Genomic DNA, 14,800 nt, shown 5'->3' on the forward strand with positions numbered 1-14,800 from the left:
ATTGAGTAGTGAAAAGCCATCCTTTATAGGGTGGCTTTTTTTTGGGCGCTTATAGGTGTTATGGGGTTTATTGGAAAGGGGGCGGCATGACTGTAATACAAATTTTGTCAAAAGACACTCAAGACTTTAAGGAAGTGGTGCAAGCGGTAGCTGCTATCGAGTCTATCGTCCAGCCGCAGGATGCGTGGTCGTATCAGGCGATGATTGATTTATTTGAGCAAGACAGTGTCCATCTGCTGATCGCTTATGAGTCAGCAGAGTCGGCTGCAGCCGTGCAAGGTTACTGCCTATATCAAAGCGTCTTTGAACAAGCAGAAATTTTACGCATTGGCACTCATCCTGATTATCAGCGCCGCGGGCTTGCGTCGCAAATTTTTGCGCAGTTACACTTAGCGCTGAGAGATAAACAAGTAGAGAGCCTGTTATTAGAGGTGCGAGCGGACAACGCGCCTGCGATTGCGCTATATAAGCAGCAAGGCTTTGAGGTGATCCATCAGCGTAAAAACTATTACCAGCTAGCCCAAAAGCCAGCTGTCGATGCCCTGATCATGCAGCTGACTTATCGTGATTTTAAATGATGGGTAGATGATATGTAATGCGCTTGTTTAGCAATGCAGCTGTGCAACCTTACAGGTCTGTGGGGAGTTTTCTTTTGCAAACGTCGACGTTGGGTTTGTAGTCACTGTCTGCTTTCATGCGCTCAAGCACCTCAATGCGCTCGGTGAGCAGCTCAACCATGACATTGATATTGGCTTGTTGTTTTTTTACTTGTGCCAGTTTTTGCTGTGTGAGGAGTAATTGTAGGTCGATGTCTAATTGGCCATCATAATAATCATTGAGGCTGTCTCTGATTTCGGTGAGTGTAAAACCGATGGCTTGCGCGCTTTTTATCAGCTCAATACGTTCAACACATTCAGGATGAAACTCAGTATATAGCCGTGAGCCTGCCTGACGTTTGCGCGATCTGAGTAGGCCTAGCTGGTCATAGTGACGCACCGTGTCTTTGGTGGTATTGGCTTTGGCAGCCAGTTTTCCAATTAACAAAAATGAGGTATCAAGTGCCATAATAATCTCAAAAGTGGGGCGCTATTTGCCGCTTTGCCAAGGGTGTGGTGTATCAAGCAGCGAGACTGCTAGCGGTTGGTGGGAGTCACTGTGCCAATGCTCAGTACCACTTACGAGCAAGCTATCTAACTGATGCAAAAAGTCAGCACGAGGTAAGGTGGTGGCGCCCAAGCTCATGAGGTGCTCGTTTGGCAATTGGCAATCGACCAGTGCGACCTGACTTTGCTCGCATAAACGCATTAAACCCCAAAACGCCATCTTGGATGCGTTTGACGCACGGTGAAACATCGATTCTCCAAAATAAATACCGCCCAGCTTTAGACCATATAGACCGCCAACGAGCGTGCCTTGTTCATCCCATACCTCGATACTATGGGCAAAGCCTTGGGCATGTAGCTTGCCATAAGCGTCGATCATCTCTTGATGAATCCAAGTATGCTCGCCTTCAGGCAGACCATTGCTACGCGGTAAGCTACAAGCATGGATGACTTCGTCAAACGCTTGATTGAGGGTGAGTTGCCAGCGCTCTTTTTTGGCCTGACGGCGCAACGACTTACTGGGTATATACTCAGCCGGCACCATGACGCAGCGCGGCTCAGGACACCACCACGCGATAGGCTCGTCTTCATTAAACCAAGGAAACAGCCCCTGCGCATAAGCAGAGATGAGCGTCTCGGAGGCCAAATCACCACCCAGCGCCACGATGCCGATGCCATCAGGGTCGATGGTGGCGGGGTTGGGAAAGTCATAACGCCCAAGACTTTTTAGGGTCTCAGGCGTGATGGGATTATGGTTTTGTTGCCAAAGATGACTCATTTAGGCTTCTTTATCAGCAGTCAATGTCGAGGCGTAGGTATGGTCAGAAGCATCTGCCTCACCGATGGCATCGAGATATTTTTCTGCATCAAGGGCGGCCATACAGCCGGTGCCTGCTGAGGTAATGGCTTGACGATAGACGTGATCGGCGACATCACCTGCCGCAAATACCCCTTCGACACTGGTCTGGGTGGCGTTACCATTTAGGCCGCTATTGACGACAAGATAGCCGTCTTTCATAGCTAGCTGACCTTTGAACAAGTCGGTATTTGGCTTATGACCAATCGCCACAAACATACCCATGACATCTAGGGTTTTGGTGCTGCCATCGACGGTAGATTCGATCAACACCCCATTGACACCCATGTCGTCACCAACCACTTCTTTGACTTGATGGTTCCACTCAATTTTGATATTACCGTTTTTGGCTTTTTCAAACAGCTTGTCTTGCAGGATTTTCTCGGAGCGCAAGCTGTCGCGGCGATGCACCAAGGTCACCTCAGAGGCGATGTTTGATAGGTATAAAGCTTCTTCGACCGCGGTATTGCCGCCGCCGATGACCGCGACTTTTTGGTCTTTATAAAAGAAACCGTCACAAGTAGCACAAGCAGATACGCCAAGACCTCTAAATTTGGTCTCTGACTCCAAGCCCAAATACTGCGCCGAAGCGCCCGTTGAGATGATAAGCGCATCACACGTGTAGCTGCCATTGTTGCCCGTCAATTGAAACGGACGTTCGTTTAGATTGACGTCATTGATATGATCATAGACCAACTCGGTACCGAAACGCTCGGCATGTTTCTTCATACGTTCCATCAACGCAGGCCCAGTCAAATCGTACGCATCGCCTGGCCAGTTATCAACTTCTGTGGTGGTGGTCAGCTGTCCGCCAACTTCCATACCCGTGATCATGACAGGCTTTAGGTTAGCGCGCGCAGCATAGACAGCCGCGGCATAACCGGCAGGGCCTGAGCCTAAAATAATGAGCTTTTCGTGACGTGGGGCAGTAGTGTCAGTTGCCATGAGTTGTTCCTTGCTAAATATACGAATTAAAAATATACGAATTAAAAATGTAAGTTATAAATATAATAAAAGACGAATATCAAAAATGACTACAAATATGCTTCTTCTAATTGCTATGTGATAATAACATAAGGGCAGTTGGCAAAAAGTGCAAGTTTGCTAAAGCAAACATGGGTATCATTACAATCAAAGCATCAAACCCTTGAATTTTAGGGCGCTAAAGGTAGACGCTAATCGGCCAAGTCTTTATCAAATCCGGTGTAATGGTGATGATAAAGGTGTATTGTTTTATTTTCTTAAGAAGACTGTCGCCACTGTCCCTATGTATTTGTTATTATAAGAAGTTATGCCAAGCGCAGTAAGGGCTAAGTAATCTTGTCATCTATTTTGATAACCGCGCTTATAATTGTTTTATACAAGTAGCCATTGCCGCTGCGCTCGGTATTTTGGTACAGGTTGATCGGTACCGTTTATGTCAGCACTTTATGCCAGCATGGTTAGCGTTAATCATGGGTTGGCGACCATTTAGTATTATTAACAAGGCAGATCTTACGTGATATCAGCACCGCTAATTGAGTATTTAAAAAAAGGAATATTTACCCTGCTTGGGTTAATACTGACCGTTTATCTGTTTGTCATTTTGATGACGTATACGGGTAATGACCCTAGCTGGTCGCATATCAGCAGCGATATGACCACGATCAACAATATGGGCGGTAAAACTGGTGCATGGTTGTCAGATTTGCTGTATCGGTTTTTTGGTTTTGGCGCGTGGTGGCTACTGGCGTTTATGGTCTATGAGTCCATCTTGATTTGGTGGGACAATAAGCCAACATTTTGGCTGATGCGCTTGGTCGCTTATGTGTTTTTGTTATTAAGTGCCAGTGCGCTGTTTGCTCAATTGGTCGCGCTGGTGCAGCAGGTTGCAGATCCTGTGGCCACTGAACTAGAAGGCGTGGCGGGCGGTATCATCGGCCTTGAGCTTCAAGCCCGTTTGGCGCAGCTATTATCGCAGTGGGGGAGTGTGGTGTTTTTGACCGTGTTTGTCACCATCACTGCAACCTTTGCGTTTAATATTCACTGGCTGAGCATTTATCAAAAAATCACCACGCTGGCTTGGCTAGGCTCAGGGGTCAAAAACAAAGAGGCGGCCGCTGTTGATGAGCAAGCGGGCAAGCAGTACAGCGCTGCTGGGTATAGTGATGACCAACAGGCGCTCAAAACACCAGCAGCATCAGAGCACGAGCAGCTAGCATTAGAGCTGCCCACTGCTGATGCTACGGATGGCGCACAGTCTGCGGATAAAAGTGGCCGATTTGGCAATGTGTTGTCCGAGTTTTTGACCACATCAGGACTGGCTGATAGTGTCAAAGCCTCGGTGGCTGCCGCGACACAAGCTGCAAAAGCGACTACATCGCCTGACAGCGTAGCGCCGCCTGCCATGCCGACGCAGTCGAGCGCCGAGCCGCAAAGCCCCGTAGCTGCTGCCAAAAGTGGCGCGGTCAGTGCCAGCGATGCAGCCGCGGCGACGGCCACCCCTGTGATGACTCGCAAAGTAGAGCCAAGCTTTGCATGGAATGATGCGAGCACGGTGGATGATTTATTGGCCAGCGAGCAGGCGCACTACCATACTGATGGTAGCTTTGTTGCTGGCGATAGCTATATGGCAGATACGACCGACGATATCTCTGAGACTGCATCTACCGTATCCGCCTCTTATGACAATAGTAATGAAACGCTAGATAATGAGGCGACCTCTGTAACGTCAGCTATAGAGACTCCCGATACTGATGATACGGCAACTGACGATGTCGATACCTTGGCTGAGGCATGGTTGGCAGAACACGCAGAGACGCTCACTCCTGATACTGCAGCAGTCGATGACGTCGTATATAAGGAATCGACGTCAGATGCTGCCGCGCCCAGCTCCGTATCTATGGAGAGTCCGGCAGCTGGTAGACCAGCGGCAGAGGCAAGAGAAGCAATCGTATCACATAGCTCAGAGGTAGAGCCTGTCGAGCCATCATTCAGCTCGGCGTCTAACACGCAACCCTCTGCTGTAGAGCCTACCTCAGAAGTCGCTACCGCTACTGCAGACACCGCGGATATGACCCCGACCAACACGCCGCCTGCCAACCCCAAACAAGCACCAACAGTGGCGGCGCTGACACCAGAAACATCTACCAAGCCTGCGGTGAGCTTTGCGGTACCAGAGGGAGATAGTAGCAATCATATCACCGATATGATGCCAGATGATGATGCAGAGACAGTTGCAGCCGTCATGCCAGATATCAGTGATGATGCCGCATTTAGTAAAAAGTCACGCTCAATGCAAACAGCAGCATATCGTAATAGCCTCACGCCGATACCTGAGATGTCTATCTTGGACAAGCCAGACCCTGAGCGTAAGCCCAGCTATACCGTCGCAGAGCTTGAGCAGTTATCTGAGTTATTAGAGATTAAGCTGCAGGAGTTCAATGTCAAAGCAAGCGTGGTGAATGCCATACCAGGGCCGGTGGTGACCCGCTTTGAAGTCGAGTTGGCACCAGGCGTCAAAGCCAGTAAAGTCACGGGTATCTCGCGAGATTTGGCGCGCTCGCTATCGATGGCGTCTTTGCGTGTGGTCGAGGTGATCCCAGGCAAGCCTTATATCGGTATCGAAGTACCCAATAAAAAACGCGAAATGGTGCGTCTGATTGAGCTGCTTAATACGGAAACATACAAAGACCCTAAAGCGCAGGTTAGCATGGCGATGGGTAAAGATATCGGTGGCAATCCGATCATCACCGATCTTGCACGGGCGCCGCACATGCTGGTCGCCGGCACCACAGGCTCTGGTAAGTCGGTACTGGTCAACTCCATGCTACTGTCCATGCTTCTCAAATATACCCCCAATGAGCTGCGCCTGATTTTGATTGACCCAAAGCAGCTTGAGCTTGCCAACTACAATGATATCCCGCATCTACTGACGCCAGTGGTCACTGACATGACTGAAGCGGCCAGTAGCCTCTCGTGGTGCGTGGCGGAGATGGAGCGCCGCTATCAGCTCATGAGCCTGCTGAAGGTACGTAAGCTGGGCGAATTTAATAAAAAAGTCGTCGCCGCCGAAAAAGCAGGCAAGCCTATTATCGATCCGCTATGGCGACCCAACGACAGCGTCAGTATGAGCCAAGCGCCTAAGCTCAAGACATTACCGATGATTGTGATTGTCGCAGATGAGTTTGCTGATATGATTATGCAGGTCGGTAAACAGGCCGAAGAGCTGATCACGCGGTTGGCACAAAAGTCACGCGCGGCTGGTATTCATTTGATGCTCGCCACTCAGCGTCCGTCAGTCGACGTCATTACCGGTTTGATCAAAGCCAATATTCCAGTGCGAGCCGCCCTCCGTGTGAACTCAAAGGTCGATTCGCGTACCATCTTGGATAGTGGCGGTGCAGAGGACATGCTGGGCAACGGCGATATGTTGTTTTTAGGGCCAGGACAGATTGAGCCGGATCGTGTGCATGGCGCTTACGTCAGTGACGAAGAGGTCAACCGTGTCTGTGACGCATGGCGTGAGCGCGGCGCACCCGACTATATTGACAACATGGCGGGGAACTTTGAGCTATCTAGCCCTGGCGGCGGTAGTACTGGCAATGCGTCGGGTGAAGACGACGACTTATACGATGAGGCAGTCGCCTTTATCATGGAAACGCGCAAAGTATCAGCCTCTAGTATTCAGCGTAAATTTAGTATCGGCTATAACCGCGCCGCTCGTATTGTTGACTCCATGGAGGAGGCTGGGCTGGTCAGCTCGATGGGCAAAAGCGGCAAGCGTGAGCTGTTGATGTGATGAACAGTGTGAGTTTGATTGAGTGACAAAAAGCGAGTTACAGTAAGTAGCTCGCTTTTTTTATGAGCGTTTGTAGCACAGTCATATTATTGGCAAAGTTGCCCGCATAAAGCGGCACAGTGATAGGTATTAGTGTCAAGCATAAATTCATGGTCTGGTATGGAGTGAACACAGCAGTGTCGATAAGGTGGTTACTATTGAAGCGATGAAACCGATATACTAAAAGTGATAAATAACTTAAGAACAAGGAAGCTCGGTTATGTTTAAAGAATACACCCAGTATGATGCGATAGCGCTAGCGGCATTGGTCAATGCCGGAGAGGTCAGCGCAAGAGAGCTGCTGGATGCGGCTATCTATCAAGCCAATAAGCTCAACCCTAAGCTAAATGCCATCATTCATCGTTTTGATGAGCGTGCCTATCACGCAGCGGCGCAAGGCCTACCGGCAGGCGCGTTTACAGGCGTGCCTTACTTGCTCAAAGATTTGTCGTTTAGCTTTGAGGGAGAGCCTGTCACGATGGGCAGCCGTAGTGTCAATATTGTCTCAAAAGACGACAGCGAAATCGTCAAGCGTATGAAAGCCACTGGCGTCAATACCTTTGGCAAGACCAATACCCCTGAGTTTGGGTTGATCATCACCACCGAGCCCAAGGCGCATGGCGCAACGCATAATCCCTTTAAAAAAGGCTACAGTGCTGGCGGCTCCTCAGGCGGTAGTGCAGCGGCGGTGGCAAGCGGTATTGTACCGATGGCAGGCGCTGGTGATGGTGGCGGCTCGATACGCTTTCCTGCGGCGTGGTGCGGCGCGTTTGGCTTAAAGCCTAGCCGTGGCCGTAACCCCATGGGCCCGACATTTGGGGAGGGCTGGGAAGGCGCTGTCGCCGATCATGTGATTACCCGCTCCGTTCGCGATAGTGCCGCGATGCTCGATGCCACCAGTGGCGCTGAGATTGGCGCGCCCTTTATCATTGCGCCGCCAGAGGGGTCGTTTTTGCAGGCTGCGATGCGCGCACCGCGGCAGCTGACCATTGCGCTACATCAGCAGCCACTGATCGCAGGTACGGTGGTGGACAAGGAAGTGCTGGCGGTCCTTGAACAAACCGCCAAGCAGTTAGAGGCCATGGGGCATCGCGTGGTGCCTGCCGAGCCTAACATCGATATCGAGCAATTTTGGCATGATTTTATGGTTGTGGTGTGCGCCCATACAGCATTTACCATCGATAATATCGAGCGTGATTTTGGGCCGCAGCATATCAAAAAACTAGAGCCACAAACCTACAATATGGCGCTTTTGGGTCGTTCCTTATCAGCGGTAGACTTGGCGCATGCCAAACACGGCTGGCATCACAGTCAATATCAGACAGGCTTATTACTAGAAGAGTACGATATGATTTTGTGTCCGACCGTACCGACACCAGCGGTCAAGCATGGCGTACTACCGCCTAGCCGTATGGATGAGATGCTGATGCGTAGCGCAGAGCTGCTCAATAAAGGCATAGATATGGGGAAATACGCCTTTAGCTCAGGCATGATAGAAAAGCTGAGCCAGCCTGTGTTGAGTAAGATGGCTTTTACCTTACTAGCTAATGTCACAGGTTTGCCCGCGATGTCACTGCCGGTAGGCATGAGCAAAAAAGGCTTGCCGATTGGTATGCAGCTGATCGGACGGATGAATGATGAGGCGACGTTGTTTAGTATCGCAGGTGAGATGGAGCGTGCAGGGCTGTTTACGAAGTCAGCGTTTGAGAAGTAGCTCAAGCTATTCAAAACAACGTCGTCAAAACGCAGCAGCTAAGACACCTTAGTCGAAGCGATAAATATCCATACCTAAGCTATGGTGCGCCATGCTTTGATGTATCACTGAGACGCGCTGGCCGGCACCCAAGGCAAAAAACAGTGGCAACAGATGCTCATCACTAGGATGGATGTCTTTATAATTGGGATAACGCTGCCAATCAAGAGCGCTTGGAATGTCGGTTTTGAGCTGCTTGAGTAGCCATATTTTAAAACTATTGGCGCTCTGATCGATGCTGTCCGCCTGCCAGCGCAGGGCTTGCAAGTTATGAGTGATATTGCCTGAGCCGATGATCAGTATCTGCTCATCACGCAAACTCGCCAGCTGCGCCCCTAACTGATAGCAGGCGAGACTGTCATAATGCTGCGGCAAAGAAATCTGTACGATCGGAATAGTGGCTTCTGGATACAGATGTTTGAGCGGCGCCCAGACGCCATGATCAGAGGCGCGCATGGGGTTTAGTCTGCAGGTAATACCGCGCGCGCTGAGCTGCTGCGCAAGCGACTCGGCAAGCAGCGGATGACCTGCGGCAGGGTATTGTATCTCATACAGCTCAGCGCCAAACCCAGAAAAATCATGCCAAGTCTTTGGCTGAGGATTGCTGCTGATCTCAAGCTTTGCTGATTGCCAATGTGCCGACATAATAACGATGGCACGCGGCACAGGCAGGTTTTGGCCGATACGCGCCAAGGCACTGGTCGTCGCTGACTGCTCTGTGGCTAGGCTTGGCGCGCCGTGCGAGACAAATAGCGCAGGCAGCTTTGCGTGCTTAGAGAGGGTAGAAGTATCGGGCCACGCATCAGCGGCACTAATGGGCGCTGACGTGTGGCTGCCTGATGGTTGCTGCTCGGCGCTCGGCGCCATAGCAGTAAGTGCTGTGTTTTTTGGATGAGTCATGTAGCGTTTATTAGGGCTTGCAGCGATATTTCAATCCTGCCTGTCTGTTATCCTACCAAAAGCCTGATCTGTCTTGTGAGTATTTAGTTGCCACGATGATAGGGGTGGTTGTGATTGATGCTCATGGCGCGGTAGAGCTGCTCCATCAATACCACGCGTACCAGTGGATGCGGCAGTGTCAGCGCCGATAGTGACCATTTGACATCGGCCTTTGCCAACACTTCTGGCGACACGCCATCAGCGCCGCCAATGACCAGCGCGATATCATCGCCTTGCTGCATCGAGTCTGCCAGTTTTTCCGCCAGCCCTTCTGTCGAGAGCATCTTACCTTTGACATCTAGTACCCACAGTTGCTCGCGGCTGGATGCTTGGTGAGCGGCCAATATGGCTTGTCCTTCTTGCTCGCGGTACTGAGCGAGGTTGGCTTTAGAAGGGTTCTTTGCCCGCTTTGCTGCCGCTATCTCGACAATCTCAGTACTGAGCATGGGCTGAATACGTTTAAAGTACTCATCAAAACCAGTTTGTACCCATTTTGGCATCTTAGTGCCTACGGCCAAGATTCTTACCTTCATATGATGTACCAATTCGATAATTAAAAAATATAACAAAAGAGAATGTAACAAAAGAATTCTACGCTTAAGATATTGTAACAAACAAGCCTTTTACCTCGCATTTTTTTGTGCTTTACTAGCGTTTGACAAACAGTTGTTCTTTCTATTTATTTTTTAGTTCTCACTTATGTGACTACACATTCAGGTAGACCGTTTTTAACGAAAGGAGTCGTTTATGAACCGTATTACAGCCAGTACGCTCACTCTTATGGCAGGAGCCTTATTGTCCATATCTGCGCAAGCAGCCTCACTAGATGGTACACAGTGGCAAACCATCGATGATAAGACAGGGGAGAAAAAAGCCATCATTCAGCTAAATGAAAGAGGTGGTAAGGTCTCAGGTAAAATTATTAAGGTGCTTAATAAAGAAAAAGCCAAAGCCGTCTGTACTAAATGTCCTGGTAATCTTAAAAACCAGCCAGTGGAAGGCTTGCAGATTTTGACCGGTCTCAAGGCAGAGGGCAACAACCAATGGAGCGACGGTAAGCTGGTCGATCCTGAGTCTGGCAAAGTGTATTCAGGAAAAATCACCTTAAGTGACAATGGTCAAAGTCTTGATCTGCGCGGTTATGTCGGCACGCCATTGTTTGGCCGCTCACAGACGTGGCAACGCATCAAATAGAATGCTTACTGCATTAGTCATCTCAAAACCAGTCGCTTCAAAACCCCTCACATCAAAGGCTTAATGGTTTGCGAGATAGTGTTTTCTTTGCCGTGCGTGTCATCCGTAGGTTTGGGGATAATGGTCAGCTTGGCGTCAGACTCAAAGACCACCGCTTCGACATCATCAAAGCTGTTGATACCTTGAGAGCGCATCGCACATTCTATCTCTTGACGGGTCAGGCGCTCAGACCGCATGGCATCTGACAAAAACTGGCCTTGATAAAAGACGATACGCGGCTCTGATAAAATAAAGTTGCTAAACTGCGGTGATACCGAGGCATATTTGGTGACCAAAAACTGCAACAGATAAAGCACCAATATCGAGGAGACCCCTTCGATAAACGGAACGTCTTTGAGCAAGATGGTGCTGGCACCCAGAGACCCGATCATCACCGTGACAACCCAATCGAAGTTGTTGAGCTGCGAGGTGGAGCGTTTGCCTGAGACTTTGGTCACCAGTACGATTAAGACGTACACCATGACGCTCGTCAACACGATACGGCCAAGCTTGTCTATATTGTCAAAAAAAATCATGTCCATAAAGCTAGCTCCTATTGAAAATACCAAAGCAAGTCGCTTAACACAGTAGGCATTTACCTTAGCCTAACGGATTTTGCTCAGCAATAGAAAAAAACTTTGTAGCACCGTGTATAGTCAGCGTTTTTTAAGGCACTCATATAGGGCGTGTTGAACATTCAAATGTGGCACTGGCGGCGGCTATTTTTTGCCAATACGCAGTGAAATTTTCGAATCCTAGTCATTCTATGATAGACAATTTCACCATGTATTGGCAAAAAAGAGCCCCGCCCCGAAGGGCTGATGCTAAAATCACCCCAAACGGTGTTGTAAACCTAGCTAAGGCCTCGACATTATCGTCGGTTTACGCCTAGTTTGGGGTGATTTTATCTATCAGCAGTCCTAATATTTGAATGTTCAACACGCCCTAGTCAATCCTAAATAAATTGACAGGCAGGATAGCAGGTGCCACGCCGTCATATTTTACGGGTATTCATTTTGCATAGCATTTATAGCATCTATCGGCGTAGGCTCAGCATGTCATCGTGTTTTAAGTGAACAGAATCCTGTCGGGTCGTTTAGGGTTTTAGAGCGTCTTATAGGGTTTTGGGCGCAGGATCGAGTAGGCGGTTAAATGCCCAGATGCTGATGCGCGCGCTGACCAGTGACAGCACCACGATCATCACTAGCGCAGAGAGTAACGGTAATGGCTGCTGCTTGGCCATCGCCAGCAAAACCTCACGGCTGATATCGTCAAAAAGCAAAAACCATAACGCTAAAAAATACAGCCCCGTCAATAGCCAGACGACCATGATACCGCCCAGCATCAAGCGGTTGATTTCGTCTTTGTAAAGAGCGCGCTGCTGATGTTTAACAAACTTGCTGACTGCGATATAGGCTGCAAGGATGATGGATAGGACGGTGACCAGCTGTGCATTTAATGCCAGTTTGGTTTGAATCAGCATAAATAGGGCGCTGGCCAGTACATAACCGATCGCAAAGTATCCAATGTATGGCGGAAGCTGAGGCTGAGTGCTCGCGCGTGTCGTGGCCAGTCCGTGGGGGTTGGTAGCGGGGCTGGGTTTATTGAGATTGGTGGTTTTGCGTGACATAAGCGCGCCTTATTCAGATAAAAAGAGAGTTGCCGTATTAGGGTGTGTCTTCAATTCATTCGATAGTTATAGTCGATACACTCTAAAAATGTCATGGCGCTACTGGGGTGCTATTTTTAAACGTAGGTTGCGCAGCCTCTGGGAACGCATCCCGCAAGTAAAATTTATACCAGTAGCGCGTTTAAATCCATAACAGTTTTACATTCAGCTAACTATATCTAAATGGGCTAAAAATGGCCAAATTTTGCCAAACATCGTCAAATAGCGGGTTTATATCCCGATATTAACGGCGCTATTTTCCTTGTTTGACCGCAATGTTTGACCGCAATTTATCCCATCTTTATCACCATTTTTGAAACGAAGACACACCCTAGTGCTGCGCGGTCCAGTCCAGCATCGCATCGAGTACAGGTCTTGCCGTATAAGCATTGAGCGTTTGCTCGCTATTAATGATACCCACGACCACATAGTCTTGCCCCGATAGGCCTTTGACATAGCCTGCCATAGAGGTGACGTTATTGAGCGTACCTGTCTTAATCCAAGCGCGGCCAATGGCGGCTGACTCAGGCAAGCGGTCACTATGCGCGCTAATGGTGCCACTGACACCAGCGATGCCGAGCGAGTTGACATAAGCGTCAAAACTTGGGTGATCGTAGGCATAGATTAGCAGCTCGTTTAGGTTGGCCGCGGTGATCGTGCAGTCACGGCACAACCCTGAGCCGTTGGTCAGATATGGCGCAGGCGTGTCTAGATGGTGTTGCCACCACTGGTTGATGGTCTGTAAGGCTACCGGATAGTTAGTGGTTGCAGGTTTGCCAAACTGATAGAGACTCGTCTTGTTGCCTCCTGCTTTTTCTTGTCCTTTTGGCTTGCTAACGGCAGTTTGAGTGGGTGTAGCAGTGTCAGCCGCGGTCGTCTTAGTATCAGATGGCGGGGCGTAAGCGGCAATGGATAATGCCACTTGCTCAGTCATGACGTTGTTTGAAAAATGGTTGATGTCGTGGATTTGCTGAGCCAAGTTTAACGACGGATAGCTGACCTGTGGCAGCGGTGACATCGGTAGCGCACGCAAACCTGTTTTTGGCTGTTTATGAGATGACGCATTATAGGGCGTCTCGCGGCTGAGCACATCGCCTGTCAGGGTATTGCCCAGTGCTTGCCATTTGGCCTTAATGACCCGCGCGGCAAAGTCTTTGGCATCAGGATAAGCCACATAAAACGCGTGCTCTTGGCAGCTATTTGGCAAGTTTTGATGAAACACTAGTTGGCTGGCTTGCCATACTGGCGCAAGGCTATAGCGCGCCTGTCCACAGCTCGCTGAGCGAGTGGCTATGGTGGTGGGCAATTGATAATCGGCCAGCTGCGGTGTGTATGTGAGTCGCGCGCGGTCAGTGTCCAGCGGATAGCTTTTGATACCGATGGTACTAAAATTGACCAAAAAACCATCAGGACTTGCGTTATAAGGACGCAATGGCGCGTTGTCAAAGGCCGCAGGGTCTTTGCCCACCTTATCAAACACTGTGCTGTCGACGATGATATCCCCGTCGATATGATGAATACCTGAGGCTTGCACGTGATAGAGCAGCTGCTGTAGGCGCTTATGCGTCATTTTTGGGTCGCCGCTGCCTTGTAGCACCAAGTCGCCATACAGGCGCTCGCCGATGATCACGCCAGTATGATAGACGCGGGTATGCCAGACAAAATCTGCGCCAAGTGTATCTAGTGCGATAAAGCTCGGCACCAGCTTCATGGTGCTGGCAGGGGTGCGCGCTACCTGAGCTTGATGACTCAGTAAGGGTGAAAAAACTATCTTGGTCGTTGTATGTGCGGTGCTTTTTTGCTCGACATCCGCGCCGTCATTGACGCTACTATCGTCGGTACTACTGTCTTGGCTTGTTTGCATTTTAGCGTTTGGCCATTTGGCCTCTGACGGTAGGGTAGGAATGCTCTCTAAGCTTTGATAAGTAGAAGGGTCGTCGGTATAAGCGTGTAGCTGCCGCTCATGCTTTTGGATGGTTCGTTTTTCTATGGTCACAAGCGCGCTTTGATAACTGGCAGCGTTGTTTGAGCGCTCTGCTGGATGCTGGCTGTCGATGACTTTGATAGGCGCTGGTAAGTGACTGGCGTTTTTGTCGCCCACTGGCGTGATGACGATACTGATGTCGGCGGCGCTCAAATCTGCACGTGACAAGGCGGTTTGGATGCCCTCTGGTAGCGCCGCTTGGGAAACAAGCGGTGCCGCCAGCGCAGTGGCCAATAATGCTTGTCTGACAAAGCGCCTGCCAAGTCGATGCAGTCGTAACGGCGCAACCGCAGCGTGCGGCGGCGTATCAAAGGCAGAAGGCTTGTCATAATAATGGGGGGTAGAAGTGGATTGCATGAGTATCGTTCATCAGGTGGCAAAAATAGCCTATGGTATCATGAGTTTCGCTTGTCGCGTAGATGGGGCGTGTTGATTATCAAGGGC

The 14,800-nt window shown here is 49.8% G+C and carries 12 protein-coding genes; 4 read left to right on the top strand and 8 right to left on the bottom strand.

Annotated elements, in window-relative coordinates:
* Positions 1-86: 86 nt before the first annotated feature.
* Positions 87-578 carry a ribosomal protein S18-alanine N-acetyltransferase gene (gene rimI, locus JFC05_RS08970; RefSeq protein ID WP_198336633.1) on the top strand — a complete coding sequence of 164 codons (492 nt, stop codon included), beginning with the start codon at positions 87-89 and terminating at the stop codon, positions 576-578.
* Positions 579-627: 49 nt separating this feature from the next.
* Here rimI and JFC05_RS08975 read toward each other — a convergent pair whose 3' ends face one another.
* From JFC05_RS08975 to trxB, 3 genes are read right to left on the bottom strand one after another with little or no spacing between them, the layout of a single operon-like run.
* Positions 628-1,065: a MerR family transcriptional regulator gene (locus JFC05_RS08975; RefSeq protein ID WP_198336634.1), complete on the bottom strand. Its 438-nt coding sequence runs from the start codon at positions 1,063-1,065 to the stop codon at positions 628-630.
* A 21-nt stretch (positions 1,066-1,086) separates the two neighbouring features.
* A complete protein-coding gene (gene aat, locus JFC05_RS08980; protein WP_198336635.1) occupies positions 1,087-1,881 on the bottom strand; it encodes a leucyl/phenylalanyl-tRNA--protein transferase in 795 nt (264 codons plus the stop codon).
* Positions 1,882-2,904 (bottom strand): thioredoxin-disulfide reductase, encoded by a 1,023-nt coding sequence (trxB, locus tag JFC05_RS08985; RefSeq protein WP_198336636.1) that lies wholly within the window; start codon positions 2,902-2,904, stop codon positions 1,882-1,884. It abuts the gene before it with no gap.
* Positions 2,905-3,457: 553 nt separating this feature from the next.
* On the opposite strand from trxB, the gene JFC05_RS08990 reads away from it, so the two are divergent.
* Both JFC05_RS08990 and JFC05_RS08995 read left to right on the top strand, forming a co-directional pair.
* The gene (locus tag JFC05_RS08990) at positions 3,458-6,739 is read left to right on the top strand and encodes a DNA translocase FtsK (protein WP_198336637.1); all 3,282 of its coding nucleotides are present in this window, start codon (positions 3,458-3,460) and stop codon (positions 6,737-6,739) included.
* 259 nt (positions 6,740-6,998) lie between these two features.
* A complete protein-coding gene (locus JFC05_RS08995; RefSeq protein ID WP_198336638.1) occupies positions 6,999-8,492 on the top strand; it encodes an amidase in 1,494 nt (497 codons plus the stop codon).
* Positions 8,493-8,540: 48 nt separating this feature from the next.
* Here JFC05_RS08995 and JFC05_RS09000 read toward each other — a convergent pair whose 3' ends face one another.
* Together JFC05_RS09000 and rlmH are read right to left on the bottom strand one after the other, a co-directional pair.
* Positions 8,541-9,431 (bottom strand): DODA-type extradiol aromatic ring-opening family dioxygenase, encoded by an 891-nt coding sequence (locus JFC05_RS09000; RefSeq protein ID WP_198336639.1) that lies wholly within the window; start codon positions 9,429-9,431, stop codon positions 8,541-8,543.
* 83 nt (positions 9,432-9,514) lie between these two features.
* A complete protein-coding gene (gene rlmH / locus JFC05_RS09005; protein ID WP_198336640.1) occupies positions 9,515-10,003 on the bottom strand; it encodes a 23S rRNA (pseudouridine(1915)-N(3))-methyltransferase RlmH in 489 nt (162 codons plus the stop codon).
* 214 nt (positions 10,004-10,217) lie between these two features.
* On the opposite strand from rlmH, the gene JFC05_RS09010 reads away from it, so the two are divergent.
* Positions 10,218-10,664: a DUF2147 domain-containing protein gene (locus JFC05_RS09010; protein ID WP_198336641.1), complete on the top strand. Its 447-nt coding sequence runs from the start codon at positions 10,218-10,220 to the stop codon at positions 10,662-10,664.
* Between the two features lie 47 nt (positions 10,665-10,711).
* On the opposite strand, the gene JFC05_RS09015 is transcribed toward JFC05_RS09010, so the two are convergent.
* The 3 genes from JFC05_RS09015 to JFC05_RS09025 form a co-directional block, all read right to left on the bottom strand.
* Positions 10,712-11,245 (bottom strand): DUF421 domain-containing protein, encoded by a 534-nt coding sequence (locus tag JFC05_RS09015; RefSeq protein ID WP_198336642.1) that lies wholly within the window; start codon positions 11,243-11,245, stop codon positions 10,712-10,714.
* Between the two features lie 572 nt (positions 11,246-11,817).
* Positions 11,818-12,333 (bottom strand): ABZJ_00895 family protein, encoded by a 516-nt coding sequence (locus JFC05_RS09020; RefSeq protein ID WP_198336643.1) that lies wholly within the window; start codon positions 12,331-12,333, stop codon positions 11,818-11,820.
* Positions 12,334-12,703: 370 nt separating this feature from the next.
* Complete coding sequence (locus JFC05_RS09025) at positions 12,704-14,713, bottom strand: D-alanyl-D-alanine carboxypeptidase/D-alanyl-D-alanine-endopeptidase (protein WP_198336644.1); 2,010 nt, start codon at positions 14,711-14,713, stop codon at positions 12,704-12,706.
* Positions 14,714-14,800: the final 87 nt, after the last annotated feature.

The organism is Psychrobacter celer (genome assembly GCF_016107555.1).
Taxonomy (GTDB): Bacteria; Pseudomonadota; Gammaproteobacteria; order Pseudomonadales; family Moraxellaceae; genus Psychrobacter; species Psychrobacter celer.

Coding starts and splice junctions, on each gene's coding strand:
- rimI (WP_198336633.1), top strand. CDS start 87: ATGACTGTAATACAAATTTTGTCAAAAGACACTCAAGACTTTAAGGAA.
- JFC05_RS08975 (WP_198336634.1), bottom strand. CDS start 1,065: ATGGCACTTGATACCTCATTTTTGTTAATTGGAAAACTGGCTGCCAAA.
- aat (WP_198336635.1), bottom strand. CDS start 1,881: ATGAGTCATCTTTGGCAACAAAACCATAATCCCATCACGCCTGAGACC.
- trxB (WP_198336636.1), bottom strand. CDS start 2,904: ATGGCAACTGACACTACTGCCCCACGTCACGAAAAGCTCATTATTTTA.
- JFC05_RS08995 (WP_198336638.1), top strand. CDS start 6,999: ATGTTTAAAGAATACACCCAGTATGATGCGATAGCGCTAGCGGCATTG.
- JFC05_RS09000 (WP_198336639.1), bottom strand. CDS start 9,431: ATGACTCATCCAAAAAACACAGCACTTACTGCTATGGCGCCGAGCGCC.
- rlmH (WP_198336640.1), bottom strand. CDS start 10,003: ATGAAGGTAAGAATCTTGGCCGTAGGCACTAAGATGCCAAAATGGGTA.
- JFC05_RS09010 (WP_198336641.1), top strand. CDS start 10,218: ATGAACCGTATTACAGCCAGTACGCTCACTCTTATGGCAGGAGCCTTA.
- JFC05_RS09015 (WP_198336642.1), bottom strand. CDS start 11,245: ATGGACATGATTTTTTTTGACAATATAGACAAGCTTGGCCGTATCGTG.
- JFC05_RS09020 (WP_198336643.1), bottom strand. CDS start 12,333: ATGTCACGCAAAACCACCAATCTCAATAAACCCAGCCCCGCTACCAAC.
- JFC05_RS09025 (WP_198336644.1), bottom strand. CDS start 14,713: ATGCAATCCACTTCTACCCCCCATTATTATGACAAGCCTTCTGCCTTT.